The 14,725-nt window shown below is 73.6% G+C and carries 11 protein-coding genes; 5 read left to right on the top strand and 6 right to left on the bottom strand.

The window, feature by feature from the left end; genetic code table 11:
• The 6 genes from QLQ12_RS42870 to QLQ12_RS42895 form a co-directional block, all read right to left on the bottom strand.
• The coding region (locus QLQ12_RS42870; protein ID WP_282766813.1) for a hypothetical protein at nucleotides 1–922 on the bottom strand (922 nt) is incomplete at its 3' end.
• 15 nt (nucleotides 923–937) lie between these two features.
• On the bottom strand, nucleotides 938–3,115 hold the full coding sequence (locus QLQ12_RS42875) for an NHLP family bacteriocin export ABC transporter peptidase/permease/ATPase subunit (protein WP_282766814.1): 2,178 nt from the start codon (nucleotides 3,113–3,115) through the stop codon (nucleotides 938–940).
• On the bottom strand, nucleotides 3,112–3,921 hold the full coding sequence (locus tag QLQ12_RS42880) for an HlyD family efflux transporter periplasmic adaptor subunit (protein WP_282766815.1): 810 nt from the start codon (nucleotides 3,919–3,921) through the stop codon (nucleotides 3,112–3,114). The genes QLQ12_RS42875 and QLQ12_RS42880 overlap by 4 nt, the downstream gene beginning before the upstream one ends.
• Complete coding sequence (locus QLQ12_RS42885; RefSeq protein ID WP_282766816.1) at nucleotides 3,918–5,390, bottom strand: SagB family peptide dehydrogenase; 1,473 nt, start codon at nucleotides 5,388–5,390, stop codon at nucleotides 3,918–3,920. Before QLQ12_RS42885 ends, QLQ12_RS42880 begins: the two co-directional genes overlap by 4 nt.
• A gap of 17 nt (nucleotides 5,391–5,407) precedes the next feature.
• The gene (locus tag QLQ12_RS42890; RefSeq protein ID WP_282766817.1) at nucleotides 5,408–7,720 is read right to left on the bottom strand and encodes a TOMM precursor leader peptide-binding protein; all 2,313 of its coding nucleotides are present in this window, start codon (nucleotides 7,718–7,720) and stop codon (nucleotides 5,408–5,410) included.
• Between the two features lie 122 nt (nucleotides 7,721–7,842).
• Nucleotides 7,843–8,802, bottom strand: a complete 960-nt coding sequence (locus QLQ12_RS42895; RefSeq protein ID WP_282766818.1) for a hypothetical protein — start codon at nucleotides 8,800–8,802, stop codon at nucleotides 7,843–7,845.
• Nucleotides 8,803–9,082: 280 nt separating this feature from the next.
• Here QLQ12_RS42895 and QLQ12_RS42900 point away from each other — a divergent pair, with 280 nt between their 5' ends.
• From QLQ12_RS42900 to QLQ12_RS42920, 5 genes are all read left to right on the top strand, one after another.
• Nucleotides 9,083–9,445 (top strand): hypothetical protein, encoded by a 363-nt coding sequence (locus QLQ12_RS42900; protein WP_282766819.1) that lies wholly within the window; start codon nucleotides 9,083–9,085, stop codon nucleotides 9,443–9,445.
• Nucleotides 9,446–9,649: 204 nt separating this feature from the next.
• Entirely contained in the window at nucleotides 9,650–10,003 is a 354-nt protein-coding gene (locus tag QLQ12_RS42905) for a hypothetical protein (protein WP_282766820.1), read from the top strand.
• A 57-nt stretch (nucleotides 10,004–10,060) separates the two neighbouring features.
• A complete protein-coding gene (locus QLQ12_RS42910; RefSeq protein WP_282766821.1) occupies nucleotides 10,061–11,260 on the top strand; it encodes a YcaO-like family protein in 1,200 nt (399 codons plus the stop codon).
• Nucleotides 11,253–12,575, top strand: coding sequence for a TfuA-like protein (locus tag QLQ12_RS42915; RefSeq protein ID WP_282766822.1), 1,323 nt, complete (start codon nucleotides 11,253–11,255; stop codon nucleotides 12,573–12,575). Before QLQ12_RS42910 ends, QLQ12_RS42915 begins: the two co-directional genes overlap by 8 nt.
• Nucleotides 12,572–14,722, top strand: a complete 2,151-nt coding sequence (locus QLQ12_RS42920) for a B12-binding domain-containing radical SAM protein (RefSeq protein WP_282766823.1) — start codon at nucleotides 12,572–12,574, stop codon at nucleotides 14,720–14,722. The genes QLQ12_RS42915 and QLQ12_RS42920 overlap by 4 nt, the downstream gene beginning before the upstream one ends.
• The last annotated feature ends 3 nt before the right edge of the window (nucleotides 14,723–14,725 follow it).

The following is a 14,725-nucleotide window of genomic DNA, read 5'->3' on the forward strand; positions in this document are numbered from 1 at the left end:
GCGGGCCGAGATCCAGCCGCCACCAGCGCTCCGGAAGCTGCACGTCGCGCAAGTGGAGAGAGGAGCTGCGGGCCACCACCCGGACCGCCTCGGCGAGGTCCGCCGGGGCGGCCCGCCGGCCGGCCGGCTCAACGACGGGCAGGCCGGAACCGGCGACCAGGCGCAGGGCGGCGGCGGCCCGCCGGTAGCGCTCACCGTGCCCGACACGGCCGGCGCCCACCCGGGCGCCGGCCACGCCCGAGGCGATCCGGGTCGCGCGGGCGACGGCCGCCCGGTTCGCCTCCGCCCGGGCGGCGAGCGACTCCAGGAGAGCCGCGTCGGCCGCCTCACCCTGCCGCTCCACGAGCCGCAGCAGCCGTACGGTCTGGTCCCGGACGGCATCCCACAACTCACCGGACCGCAGCAGGTCGTCGCTGGTGATCGCCTCCACCGCCCCGCCCCGGTCGGAGCGCACCCAGTCGCGCCCGGCCAGCAGGACGGGAACGCCGTCGCCGAAGGTCTCGTCGTCGTTGCGCACCAGCGGCCCGCCGGTGCCGCGGACCCAGCAGACCGCCGCCGTGCCGGTGAACGTGACGCCCGCGGCCGCCGCCTCCACCTGCCCGGCATACAGCACCCGGGCGTCGCGGGGTGGCTCCCGGTCGCCGCGGACCGCGGTGGCCAGCGCGGCCATTGTCAGATCGGCGGCCGCGGTGCCGTCCGGAGGCGCGGACAGCGCGCGGAGCCGCCCGCCCGGCAGGGGAACGGCCAGCAGCCGCCACACCCCGGTCCCGGCGACGTCCGGCACCAGCCCGCCGGCCGGGATCCGGGCGACGAAGTGCCGCCGCGAGCGTGTTCCCCCGGGCCGGGCGCGGACCAGGAAGAGGTCGCTCGGGGCGTCCAGGATCAGGTGTCCGCCGTTGTCAGTGACCGTCTCGGCCGTCATCCGGCACGCTCCTTCTCACTGGTCCCGCACCAGTCGCGCGTAGTGCCCGTCGACGGCGACGAGCTCGTCATGGGTGCCGCGCTCGACCTCCCGGCCGTTCTCCAGCACGACGATCAGGTCGCAGTCGCGGATCGTCGACAGCCGGTGCGCCACGATCAGGCAGGTGGCGCCGCGACGGCGCAGGTGGTGGTCGATGACCTGCTCGGTCTGGGCGTCTAGGGCGCTGGTCGCCTCGTCGAGGACCAGCACCCGCGGGCGCCGCACCAGAGCCCGGGCGATCTCCAGGCGCTGCCGCTGGCCGCCGGAGAAGTTCCGTCCGCTCTCCTCGACCGGAGCGCCCAGACCGCCGGGGCGGGACAGCACCGTGTCCAGCACCGCGGCGTCGGCGAGGGCGGCGACCACGTCCTCGTCCGGGATCGAGGTGTCCCAGAGCGTGATGTTCTCCCGGACGGTGCCCTCGAAGAGGACCTGCTCCTGGTCGACCATCGCCACGGTCGCCGCCCAGAGCTCCCGGTCGACCTGACCGCGTTCCCGGCCGTCGACGCTGATCCGCCCCGACCACGGCCGGTACAGGCCGGACACCAGCCGGCCCACGGTCGACTTGCCGCTGCCGGAGCGGCCCACCAGGGCCACCCGGGCGCCCGGCGGCAGGTCCAGGTCGAAGTCGCGCAGCAGCGGCTCGGCCAGCGGGTTGTAACCGAAGGTGAGCCCCTCGATGCGCAGGTGCCCCTCCAACGGGACCGGGTCGCCCGGCGGCTCCGAGGGCTCCGGCACCGGATAGCGTTCCACGTCGCGCAGCCGGCCCAGGTCGGCGGTCATCTCCTGCACCTGGGCGCCCACCGCGGTGAGCGCGGCGACCGGCCGGTTCATCGCCACCACCAGCGTCTGCATGCCGAGCACGACGCCGATGCTGAGGCTTCCCTCCAGGATGCGCGGCCCGCCGAGCCCGAGCAGGACCGCGGTGTTGAGGGTGGCGAGCAGCGCGGGAACGACGGAGAGGATGGCGGTGGGCCGCCCCAGCCGCTGCTGGTCGTTGATCACCGCCGCGGCCCGGGAGCTGAACTGCTGATAGCTGTGCTGCTCGGCGCCGCCCGCCTTGACCGTCTCGATCATCTGGATGGTGGTGTGCACCGTGCTGAACAGCTTGCTGCGCTCGGCCTGCAGGCTGGCGACCGCGGTCGTCCGCAACGCCGACACCCACCGCAGGGCGAGCATGTTCAGCCCGCACAGGGCGACCGAGATGACGCCCAGAAGCGGATCATAAAGACAGAGCAGGCCGCCGTACGCGATGACGAGCGCCACATCCACCAGGGTCAGGGTCAGGCGTCTGGTGACCACGTCGGCTACCACGTCGGTGCTGCGGATCCGCCGGGTCAGGTCGGCGGCCTGCCGCTGGTCGAAGAAGGTGGCCGGCAGGCGCATCAGCCGCTGGAAGAGCCGGGCCGCGCTACTGAGGGCCAGCGCGGTCTCGGCCCTGACCATCAGCCGTTCCTGCGCCAGCGCGGCGAGCAGCGTCACCAGCGCCGCACCCGCCATCACGGTGAGCAGCCCGGTGAGCGCCCCGCCGCCGCCGAGCAGCACGTGGTCGACGAAGATGCGGACCACGGCCGGCATGGTCAGGCCGACCACGGCGATCACCAGTCCGAGCAGCACGGCCTGGGCCGCCACCGCACGCATCCCCCGCCAGCGGGCGGCGAGGGCCGGCAGCGCCCGGAAACGGCTGCCACCGGGCCGGAACCGCTCCGGATCGGGAGTCAGCGTCAGCACCACGCCGGTGTAGCCCTCGTCGAACTCGGCCCAGCTCACCGGCCGCGGACCGGTCGCCGGATCGTTCACCCAGACCTTGCGGCCCATTCCCTCCAGCACCAGGAAGTGCTGGAACTTCCAGAACAGGATGGCCGGCAGCGGCACCGTGCCGAGGCGGTCGATCTCCATCTGGAAACCCTTGGCGGTCATCCCGTAGTGGCGGGCGCCCTTGAGGACGGTCGAGGCGGTCGAACCGTCGCGGCTCACCCCGCACCGTTCCCGCAGCTCCTCCAACGGCACGTGCAGGCCGTGGTGCGCCAGGACGATGCCGAGCGAGGCCGCCCCGCACTCCACCGCCTCCATCTGGATGACCGTCGGGGTGCGCACCCGGCGGCGGCGCGGCAGCCGGCTCTCCGGCCGGTCCAGGTCGATCAGCTTCTCACTCATCGGCCCAGCACCCAGTCCAGCGGCCGGTCCTGGCCCACCACGATCCGGCCGTCGACATCACTGATCGAGGTGAGCCGGAACGGCGGTGACGCCTTCGACCACAGCAGACCGGTGGGCGAGTCCGGGTCGGTGCGCAGCAGGACCACCACGCGTACCACGCTCCCGCCGTCCAGCAGCGGCCGCACGTCCCGGCCGGAGCCGAGGAACGCGCGCAACGACTCCTCGGTCTCCGGGAACGCGCCGACCGTGCCGACGGTGCCCTGCAGGGTGCCGAAGACCGTGGTCGAGACGGCGGCCACGTCGACGTGGACCGGTTGCCCGGCGGAGAGCATCGGCGCGGTCGCGGCCGGCACGAACAACACCGCCTGGAGAGCGTCGCCGGGCGCGTCCAGACGCTCCAGTTCGGCGACCCGGGCCCCGCGCTCGACCACCTGGCCCTCGGCGATCAGGAGGTTGACCACGTAGGCGTCCCAGGGCGCGGGCACCGTCACGATCCCGCCCGCCTCGTCCTGGACGCTGTATATCGGCGTGCCCTTGGACAGCGGCTGGTTCCGGTCGGCCCAGACCTTGACCACACGACCGGTCTCCGCCGCGTCGAAATCGGACACCCCGTGCGGGTGGATCAGCACCCCGCCGGCGGCGACCTCCCGGTCCAGGGTCGCCGTCGACGTCCAGGCGCCGGTGGCCAGGACGGTGACCACCAACGCGACGGTGAGCAGCCAACTCGGCACCGTGGTCAGCCGGGCCACCTGGTCCAGGCTCTCCGGCTGCTCCAGGTGACGCAGCGCCTGGCGGCGGAACATCATGGCCGGAGCCCGCCTTCGGCCAGGACCGAGCCCAGGGCGAAATCGGCCACCGCCGGCTCGGCCAGCGGATCGACGCCGGACAGTTCGGCGAACGCGGCCGAGTCGCCGGAGCCGAGCGCGCACGGCGCCAGCCCCATCGCGGTGGCCACCAGGTACATCAGCTCGGTGAGCACCCCGCAGTGCTTGAGAATCATCGGATAGCCGATCCCCTCGTACTTCCACATGAGCCGGCCGACCCGCGCGGTGATCACCAGCAGCACCTGCGGCGGGCCGGCCATCGCGGCGGCCGCACGGGCGTACCCCGCCATCCGCTCGGCGAGCGGTCCGGGCGGGGCCAGCGCGCGTAGCTGGTGTGCCGTCCCGTCGTAGTGGTACAGCCCCGGCGACAGACCCTGGCAGCTCAGGACGAGCGGATAGATCTCCAGCTCGTAGAGCCCGCCCCCGCCCGGGTAGGGGCGGTGCCCCACCTCCACACCGTCGTGCTCGCCGGCCGGGCGGGTGGCCTGCACCCGGTACAGGAACTCGGCGAGCCGGTCCAGGCCGATCGGGTGCGCGTCGTCGTGCGCGCGGATCGACCGCCGGGCGCGGATCACGTCGGTCAGGGCCGGCTCGGCGGCGGCGACCGCGTCCAGATCCGGTTCCGGCAGGTCGGTCACCGGCGCGTCCGGGAAGGTCCGGCGCAACGGCTCGGCGGCCAGCCGGTCCTGGAACCGGTAGGTGCCGCCGACCGGCAGCGAATGCCTGCCGACCCGGGACCGGTGATGCACCTCCAGCTCCGCCGGCGACCAGAAGACGCCGGGCGCCGTGGACACGCCGGGCTCCTCGATGATCCCGGCGCTGAGCAACTCGTCGACGACCCGGCCGGCCACCGCCGTGGACGCCCCGAGCACGGCGGCGGCCCGGTCGAGATCGCACCCCTGGGCCGCCGCGACGGCCAGCAGGCCCGCCACCCGGGGGTCCAGGCACCCGACGGCCACCGCGTGGGCCGGGCTGAGCGCGGACAGCGCCTCGCCGTCGGCGTCCAGCCGGGCCAGGCGGGACATCCGGTACCGCACGCCCGGCCGGTGCCGGGACGGCGGCGGCAGCACCGACGCGCCGAGCCCCTGCGGGTCGATCTCCAGCAGCGGCCGGCTGCCGGCGGACAGACGGCGGCGCAGCCAGGCGTGCGTGACCAGCCTCCGGAGCAGCACCTGAGCCCGCAGGATGCGGTTCTCGCCCTCGACCGCGGCGACCAGGTGCTGCACGGCGTCGTCGTCGAGCCATTCGTCGGCGAGCCGCAGCAGCATCGCCCGCCGGCCCAGACCGAGCCGTTCCATGTGCAACTGGAACCGGCCGTACTGGACGGTCATCGAGTCGTCGGCGCCGTTGGTCAGCGTGGTCCTGTCCCGGAACCGGTACTCCTCCCGCACCGGGAGCCGGCGCAGAGCGGCCGTTCCCGGTTCCGCGGGCACTGCGGTGATCGACGGCACGGACACCTCCGGACGGGTCAGAAGAAGACGCTCAACGGGTTGATCGAGTCCTCGCCGCCGGCGCGCGGCGCACGTCCGATGGCCGCCGGCACCTGCCAGAGCCGGCCCGGGCCCAGCCTGCGCCAGAAGTGCCGCAGTCCCGGCGCCACGACCCGGGCCACGGCCAGCTCCAGCTCCGGGCGGGACTGGTCGACCACGATCAGCTCCAGGCCCGCGGTCCGGGCCGTGTCCACAGCCGCGGCCACCGCGGCCGAGGTGTCCGCCGCGGTGGGCTCCGGGTGGCGTGCCGGCGTGGTCGGCTCCTGATCCGGATCCGGCGACAGCCACGGCTGGTCCTCGGTCCGTACCGTGGTCAGCCATCGCGCGGTGTCCGGTTCGGCGCCGCGGTAGCCGCCCGTCGCGCCCGCCACCGCCGCGGCCAGCGGAAGGAACTGGTTGAGTTCGCTCACCGCCCGGGTCAGCGCGACCGCGGCACTCGGATGCGCCCCGAAACCGACCAGCACCTCCCCGCCGCCGTCGCGTTCGCTGATCGCCGCGTAGACCGGGACCGGCAGGTCGGCGGTCAGGTCCAGGACCCACAGGCGCCGGCCGAGAGCGGTGCGGTAGTGCCGGCGCACGGCGTTGATCCACGGGTCGCCGGCGGCGTCCAGATCCACCCCCGGCAGGCGGGACCGGTGGTACCACCAGAGGGCGACCGCGTCCCGTTCGACCAGCTCGTAGAAGCCCTGCAGGATCGCCTCGCCGACGGTGTTGCCCGCGGCGCAGCCGTTGGAGTCGGCGGGTCCCAGACTCAGGCGGGCCGCGTCCGGATGCCCGTACCAGACGTAGGCGGCCGGAAGGTCGCACGGCCGGTCGTGGGTCAGCGACCAGCCGGTGGTCCACTCCAGCTCGGTGTCGTCGCCGACCGGCGCCGGCACGTGATGGAACCATCCGGCGTCCGGGTTGGTCAGGTCCCGCTCGGCGTACTGGCGGGCGGAGAAGTTCCGCAGCTCGGACATCGGCACGGCCCGGTCACGCCCGAGGGAACGGTAGGTGGCCCGCCGGGTGGGACGGTCGGCCCGCCACACCCCGCAGTACCGTTCGATCGCCTCGCCGATCGCGCTCACCCGGGCCTGCACCTCGGTGCGGCCCTTGCCGCCGCTGAGCCCGCGCAGGTTGCCGCGCAGCCGCTCCGGCCGGCGGGCCAGGGCGAAGTTGTGCCCGGCGGTGAAGCTGAACATCACCCCGCCGCCGTCGTCGCCGGTGGCCGAGAGCCGGGTCACCACACCGAGGTAGGGGCCCACCTGACGGTCCAGCAGCCGGAGGCTCTCCGCGGCGGACCGGGTCCGGCTGCCGGTCTCCGGGTCGGCGGAGAGCGGGTCGGGCTCCACCGTCACCCGGGGATCACCGCCGCCGAGCCGGGCGGGGTCCCCGCACGCCGGGCACTGCGGCAGCCGGACCAGCGGGTGCGTGCCGCCGCTCAGATCCCGGGTGTCCAGCGAGATCATGCGGCCGGTCACCCGCGGCGAGCGGCCCAGGACCGCCAGCACCGGCAGCTCGGCGGCGAGCAGGCCGGCCAGGACCGCGGTCGTCGCGTCTAGCGCCGCCCAGGCCGGGCTGGGCCGGTCGCGCTCGCCGCGCTGTTCGACGACGAAGTTGATGACCTCCTCGTTGTCCGTCCAGCGCCGCCGCAGGCACTCCCAGCAGCCGGTCTCACCGGGCCGCAGGTGCGGGCCGAGCAGCAGCACGTGCCCGTGCGGCCGGACCATCAGCCAGGGTCGGCCGGCGGCCAGGCAGGCGGTGTTGAGCCGGTCCAGCCGCGGGTCGATCATCGAGCCCGGGGCGACCACGATCAGCTCGTCGCCGGTCCTGCGCTCGGTGAGCAGTGTGCCCTGCTCGTCGAGGAGCTCCGGGGATCCGATCGGGAGGACCGTCACCGGTGGACCGAGGCCGCCGAGCCGGACGGCCAGATCGGCGACCGCCGGCGACCCGGCGTCGATCAGCAGCACCCGTCCGTCGCGCCGCCACTGCTCGGCCCGGTCCGGAGCCACGCCGCGGGCGTCCCAGGCGGCCGCCACCGGCCTCGGCGTCGCGCACGGATCGGCTGTCAGCAGGTTCAGCCCGTCGAGCCGGCGCAGCGCCCGGGCCAGAGCGGCGGCCGAGTGCCGGCCGACGAGCTCACCGACCACCTGACCGAGGGCGCGGCTGCCGTCGAGCATGCCGGCCAGCTCCGCCGCCACCGGATCCTCGATCATCACGTTGCGGGTCTCGCCGACCACCACCAGGTGGTCCTGGTACGGCTCGGCCAGGCGTATCGGCAGGTAGTCGTGGCGGAAACGGGGACGATGCATCGGTCTCACCTCGCAGCCGGGTCACGGCGATTCTTGGCGGACAGTCCCCGCCGGCTCCAGTGATGGCACCGATCCCTGCCGTACACCGGGCCCGGGTGACCGGATGGCCGAGCCACGCCGCCTCAGTCCGTCGCGGTGATCTCGGTGGCGGCGTCGGTCAGCCCGGCCACCGTGGCCGGCGCCCCGCTCGGAGGCACCTTCAGCAGGAACACCTCCACCCGGGAGACCGTGATGGTGTGGGCCCGCACCGCCTCGGTGCGCCCGGTGGCCAGCAGGTCCGGCGCGGGCGGGGCGAGGACCGCGTCGGCGCCGTCCTTCGTCGAGACGATGGTGTCGACCACGTTCAGGGTCAGGAACGCCACGATCCCGTCATCCGCCTTCGCCGCGCACGGCGCCCACTCCGAGGCGGTCAGCCGGCGGTCCACCTTCATGCCGGCGCCCTCCATCTGCTGGGTGTAGATGGACCAGCCGGCCGCGAGCTGGTCGTCGAGGACCGCGCTGCGTGCCAGGACCGTGGTGTCGGCGGGGCCGCCGATGCTGCGGGTGAAGACCTCGCCGGTGAGCGCGGTGCGCCGGGCGGCGTCCAGCATCTCGCCGGTGGGCCGCCCGGTCGCCCGGGTGAAGATCCCGGCGGCGGCCATCAGCGGGTCCGCGACCATCACGTGGTGACTGAGCTGCCATCGGCCGCCGTCCGCGCGGACGAAGTGGCTGACGTCCGCGCGGGGCCGGTCCTCGGAGTCGACGGCCAGCTTCGCGGCGGCGACGAAGCAGTCCGCGGGGTCCGCCACGGCGAACACCGGATCCTGATGCCGGAACCCCGGTGACACCCGCTGGCTGAGCCGGGCCCGTTTCACCGCGGCGAGGCTGTTCTGCAGGGCGGGACCGGTCTCCCAGACGGCCAATTTCTCGCCGTCACCGCTCTTCGACGCCGCCGAGTCGCCCTGGTCGAACTCGGCGAGCACCGCCGCCGGGTCGAACCCGGCGGCACTGGCCTGAGCCGCCTCCGGCCGGGACGCCGCCGGCTCCGTGGCCGGGCCCGCGCATCCGGCGACGGCCAGGAAGAAGGCGGCGGGTATCGCCATCCGCCCGAACCCGTCACGCCTGCGGCATGCCATAAAAGACCACCTGATCCTCATCGTGCCCGTGCGGCGCCGTCCGCCGTGTGCCCGAGTATCGGCGGGATTCCCGGCGGCGCCCGGCGCGCGGCACGGGACGGTGCCCCGGTGGCCGGCACCACGGCACCGATCGATGCCGTGGCGCCGGGGGGCCGCGGTCCGGTCCCGTGCCACCGGACCGCGCCGGGCCGGTGACCGGCCGACGATGGGGCCCACCCAAGCCCCGTGAGAGCGGAGAGACAGCACGATGGACCCGACAGAACGCGCACTCTTCATCACCGCGTACGGCCGGCTCGTCGCCGACGTGTGGTCCGACCCGGACCAGGAGCGCCTCCTCGCCGACGACCCGCACCGGCTGCTCGCCGAACACGACCTCGGCGTGCCGCCCGAGGTGCCGGTCGTGGTGGTCCGCGACGCGCAGGGCGCGGATCCCGACATCGGCGTGCAGGTGCAGGCCTGGCTGGACGCGGGCGCCGGCAGGACGTTCGTGCTCTACGTGCCGGCCCTGGACCCGGTCAGCGAACAGGAGCTCTCCGAGCACGAGCTGGACAGCGTGGTCGCCGGCATCGACCCGGCCGGCGCCTGCTGCTGCCCCTGTTGCTGCACCTGAACCCCGACTGTTGCATCGATCCGTACCGCGGCCGGGGCAGCACGGCAGGGTCCCGTGCCGTCGCCGCCGCAAGCCTTGCCCCGGCCGTCCGGGGGTTCCTAGCGTCGTGGTCACGCCACCGCCGCTTCCCGGCCCGGCATCGCGGCCCCACCGGTTCCACCGGGCCGTCACCCCATTCGCAGTAGCACCGGAAGGACGTGTGTCATGAGCACCGAGGAATCCGACTTCTCCGCATTCGACCGTGCCTATCAGGGCCTGCTCGCCAAGGCCTGGAGCGACGACGCGGCGCTCGCGGCGCTGCTCGCGGACCCGAAGCAGTTCGCGATCGAGGCCGGCCTGCCGGTCGACCCGGCCGCGACCGTGACCGTCGACCGCAGCCAGCCCGAGGAGCTTCTGACCCGCACCGAGATCCTCCAGGCGTTCCACGGCACCCCGGGGACGCACGTGCTGCGCGTCCCGGAGCACGCCCCGATCGACCTGAGCGAGCTGACCGACGAGGACCTCGAGCTGATCGCGGCCGGCAACAACGTCAACAACAACCTCTACCAGTCGAAGTAGCGGCCGGGGGGGGGGGGGTGCCCGCCCCGCCCACCCCACCGCGTGGGGAGGACACCCGTGCCGACAAGCGTGAACGATCATCCGACCCGGCCCGGATCCTTCCGTGCGGCGCCGGCCGAGCAGACCTGGGAACGGATCCGGCCGCTGCTGCCGGTGTTCGGGATCACCCGGGTCGCCGACATCACCGGCCTGGACGAGGTCGGGTTGCCGGTGCACGTCGCGTACCGGCCCACCGGACGGTGCCTGGCGGTCACCGTGGGCACGGGACTGACCGCGGTCCAGTCCCGGGTGGCCGCGACGATGGAGAGCATCGAGGGCTGGCATGCCGAGAATCCCCGGCTCGGGGTGGCCGTACGAGCGCCGGCGGATGACCTTGATCTTGGCTACGACCCGCGCGCCCTGCACCTGGCCCCACGGTCCCCGCTCACCGGCCGGACCGTGCTCGACTGGATCGCCGGCCGAGGCCTGCTGACCGGGCGCACCCACCTCGCCCCGTACGACCTGGTGTACCTCGACTTCACCGTCCCGCCCGGCGGCAACTGGGGCCCGTCGTCGCCCAACGACGTTCTCTTCACCCCCACCAGCAGCGGGCTGGCCACCGGCAACACCCCGGCGGAGGCGACCCTGCACGCGCTTCTCGAACTCGTCGAGCGGGAGTGCATGACCCCGTACGCGGTCTCCGCCCTCGCCGACCGCCGGTACGTCGACCCGGACACCTGCACCGACCCGTCGACCGTCGCCGTGCTCGACGCGATCCGCGGCTCCTCGTCCTGGGTGGAGGTGGTGGATCTGACCGGTCCCACCGGCCTGCCCTGTTACGGCGCGTCCCTATGGGACAGCTCCATCCCCATGGTCTTCGGCGGTTTCGGATGTCACGTGGACCCCGGCCGGGCGGTCGGCCGGGCGCTGGCCGAGGCCGCCCAGTCCCGGCTGGTCACCGTGGGCGGGGCCCGGGACGACATCGCCGGCGAGGTCTACCTGCCGGCCGACCCCGGTGCCGAGCCGCCGCCGGCCGTCGATCTGCCCCGCCTGCCGATCCGTCCGCCGGACCCGGTGGTGTCGGCCCTCGGCCAGGATCTGGAGGCGCTCGTGCAGCTGGTCGCCGGCCGTATCCGGGACTACACCGGCCATGAGCCGTTCGTCGTCGACCTGACCCACGACGACCTCGGCATCCCGGTCAGCCGGGTGATCGCCCCCGGCCTGCGCCTGGTGGACGACGCCGCCCTCTCCCTGCGCCCGGGAGCCGGCGATGCCTGACGTCCTCTTCCTCGGCCCCAGCCTGCCCGCGGCCGAAGCGGCGCGACTGCTTCCCGGCGTCCGGATCATGCCGCCGGTCGGGCACGGTGATCTGCTCCGTCTCGACGCCTGCGCCGGGGACCGGATCCTGATCGTCGACGGATTCTTCATGCACCGCCCGCCGGTCCGGCACCGGGAGATCCTGTTCCTGCTCGAACGCGGCGTCGTCGTCGCCGGCAGCAGCAGCATGGGCGCCCTGCGCGCCGCCGAGCTGTGGCAGTACGGGATGCGCGGCGTGGGCGACGTGTTCGCGCTGTACCGGGACGGCGTCGTGACCGGCGACCACGAGGTCGCCGTGGTGCACGGTCTCGGCGAAGACGGGTACCGGCAGCTCAGTGAGCCGCTGGTCAACATCCGGATCGCGGTCCGCCGGGCGGTCCGGGCCGGTGTGATCGGCCCGGACGAGGGCGCCGAGATCCTGGACATCGCCGCGGGCATCCCGTTCCGGCTGCTGACCTGGCGTTCCCTGGCGCTGCGTGCCGAGGGCGCCGCCATGGACCGGCTGCGGCACTGGCTGCGGGACAATCCGGTCGACGCGAAGGCCGACGACGCCCGGCGGTTGCTGCGGGCCGCCGCGGCCGGGGACCCCGCGCTCCGCCCGGCCGGACCCGGCGACGAGCCGATCCGGCACGTGCACACCACCTATCTGGAAGGCTGGCGGTCCCGTTACGAGGGTGCGGGCGGGGTCACCGAGCGGGAACTGCTGGTGGCGCTGCGCGTGCTGCACCCGGAGTTCGCCCGCCTGCATCGGGCCCGGGTGCTGGCCGGCTTCAGCGGCGCCGACCCCCGCGATCCCGGCCTGGAACGGCTGGCCCTGCTGGCCGCCGACCGGCTCGGGCGCGGCGCGCCGGTCCCGGACGGCTCCTGGCTCACCGCCGCCGAGGCGGATCTGCCGGCCCCGGAGGCGACGCTGCGACTGCTGGTCCGCAGCCTCGGAGCGGCCGAGACCCGGCAGATCTCGGTGTCGATGATCCCGCCCGAACTGCGGCGGCCCGACGTGCTCGACACCGCTCGCCACGCCGTCGTGACCGCGAAGGCGATCCAGGTGAACCTGTCCCGCCGGCAGGGCCGTCCGGCCCGGTTCCGCACGGAGGTCATCGATGCCGTGCTGGCCAACGCGTGGGGCTGCGACCCGGCCGGACTGACCGCCGCCGCCTGGGACCGCGGCTTCCGTGACCTGGAGCAACTCCGCGAACTCGCCGGATTCCTCATCGGCTACCTGAGGGTGCACCGCTCGCCCTGGGCTGCCCCGACTCTCGAGGTGGTACATCAGTGACCAGCAGCCCGAACGCCGCCCTCATCTATCCGCCGCTGACCGACCCGACGTCCGGGTACCACTCGCTGAACTACCTCGACTCGTACGCCCGGTCGGTGGGGCACCGGCCGGCGACCGTCATCGACGCCAACATCGAGGCCTTCCACCACTCCTACACCCCGTCCGCGCTGGCCTGGCTCGACCAGGCGCTCAGCCAGGCGCGGACCACCACCGACCTCACCGAACGAGCTCACCTGCTGCAGGTCGGCACCCCCGATCCGGAGATGATCCGCGACGCGGTCGCCACCCTGCAGGACCCGGTGCGCTTCTACGACCTGGACGCCTACCACCGGGCGGTCGACGGGGTCTCGGCCTGGATGAACTGCCTCGGAGCCACCGGCTATCCGGGCCAGTTCCAGAACGGTTTCCAGCTCAACGCGCCCCGCGAGGTGGAGATCGGGTCGCTGAAGGCGCTGACCGACCCGGCGGTGCTGTCCCGGCTGAGCCGGCCCTTCACGCCGTACTACCAGGAGTCGCTGCTGCCCCGGCTGCGCGACGGCGGCTTCGACCTGGTCGGGATCAGCATCACCTACCAATGGCAGTTGCCGTTCGCGCTCTGGCTGGCCCGCCTCGTCCGTGCGGCGCTGCCAGGCGTCTTCCTGGTCGCCGGCGGGACCGAGGTCTCCGACTGCTTCAAGAACCTGCGCGAGCCCCGGCGGCTCTTCGAGCTGTTCACCGACTTCGACGCGCTCGTGGTGGGCGAGGGCGAGTCGGCGTACACCGAGATCCTCGACGCCCTCGGCGCCGGCGCCCTGCCCACCAACCATCCCAACGTGCGGCTTCATCCCCGGCACGGCGCGGTCCGCGCGCTGCCGATGCTGCGGTACGAGAAACTCGGCGACCTGCCCACCCCGGATTTCAGCAACCTGCCGTGGGACAAGTACCTGAGCCCGACCCGGTTCGTGTACTACTCGCCGACCCGTGGCTGCTACTGGAACAAGTGCACCTTCTGCGACTACGGCCTGAACACCGACGGGCCGACCAGCCCTTGGCGGCAGGACACCGTGGACCGGATGATCCGCGACGTCGAGGCGCTCGCGGAGTTCGCCCCGTTCGTCTACTTCTCGGTGGACGTGCTGGCGCCGGCGGCGATCCTGCGCTTCGCCGAGAAGGTGGTCGAACGCGGCATCGACGTCCGCTGGGGCGCCGAGATCCGGCTGGAGAAGTACTGGTCGGACGAACGCTGCGAGTTGCTGAAGCGGGCCGGCTGCACGGCGATCTCGGTCGGGTTCGAGTCCGGCAACCAGCGGATCCTCGACCTGATCGACAAGGGCACCAAACCCGCGCAGGTACGCCAGACGATGGCCTCGATGAACCGGGCCGGCATCGGCGTACAGATCATGGGCTTCACCGGGTTTCCCACCGAGACCCTGGAGGAGGCTCGGGACTCGGTCGGCTTCCTGCGCGACAACCGGGATCTGTGGACCTTCGGCGGGCTCGGCGAGTTCGTCCTCACCCCGGGCGCCATCGTGGCCAAGCAGCCGGACCGGTTCGGGATCAGCGGCATCCGGCCGTTCGAGGGCGCCGACATCAACCGGACCCTGCTGTTCGACGAGCCGATCAGCCAGCGGGTCCGCGACGAGGTGATGGCCGACAAACTCAGCCTCTACATGGGGGAGTACCCGCGGCCCTGGGTGAGCAGCACCGACACCCCGCACACCTTCTTCTACCACGACCGGTACGGCACCGCGGTCCGTGACCTGCTGGAACGGAGCGTGCGGCGTGGCCCGGAGGACGAGGAACGCCAGTTCGTGCTCGACGGCGAGGTGCTGACCGATCCGGATCCGGCGGTGCTGCGGCGTCTCGCCGAGATCCAGCGGGCCAACCCGGACGAGCCCGGCGACCGGGTGGCGTTCCGCCGCGCCGACGGGCGGGTGATGCTCCTGCCCCGGCGTACGTGCGCGTTCCTGAAGATCTTCGCCCGGCCGGCGAGTCTGGCGGACGCGCGCCGGCGGGCGTGGATGCTCCCGGCCGACGCCGCCGACCGGATCTGGGACTTCCTGATCGCCCGCCGCGTGATCCGACGGGTGCCGGCCACCGCCGCGCGCTGGGAGAGCGACCGGAAACATACGTACAACGCACCCATGCCTGGGCGCGCTCCCGCGTGACAG

This window comes from Actinoplanes sandaracinus (genome assembly GCF_030009775.1).
Lineage (GTDB): Bacteria > Actinomycetota > Actinomycetes > Mycobacteriales > Micromonosporaceae > Actinoplanes > Actinoplanes sandaracinus.

Excerpts from the sequence above, each read along its gene's own strand:
- QLQ12_RS42900 (WP_282766819.1), top strand. The coding sequence starts at position 9,083 with ATGGACCCGACAGAACGCGCACTCTTCATCACCGCGTACGGCCGGCTC.
- QLQ12_RS42905 (WP_282766820.1), top strand. The coding sequence starts at position 9,650 with ATGAGCACCGAGGAATCCGACTTCTCCGCATTCGACCGTGCCTATCAG.
- QLQ12_RS42880 (WP_282766815.1), bottom strand. The coding sequence starts at position 3,921 with ATGATGTTCCGCCGCCAGGCGCTGCGTCACCTGGAGCAGCCGGAGAGC.
- QLQ12_RS42895 (WP_282766818.1), bottom strand. The coding sequence starts at position 8,802 with ATGGCGATACCCGCCGCCTTCTTCCTGGCCGTCGCCGGATGCGCGGGC.
- QLQ12_RS42915 (WP_282766822.1), top strand. The coding sequence starts at position 11,253 with ATGCCTGACGTCCTCTTCCTCGGCCCCAGCCTGCCCGCGGCCGAAGCG.
- QLQ12_RS42890 (WP_282766817.1), bottom strand. The coding sequence starts at position 7,720 with ATGCATCGTCCCCGTTTCCGCCACGACTACCTGCCGATACGCCTGGCC.
- QLQ12_RS42875 (WP_282766814.1), bottom strand. The coding sequence starts at position 3,115 with ATGAGTGAGAAGCTGATCGACCTGGACCGGCCGGAGAGCCGGCTGCCG.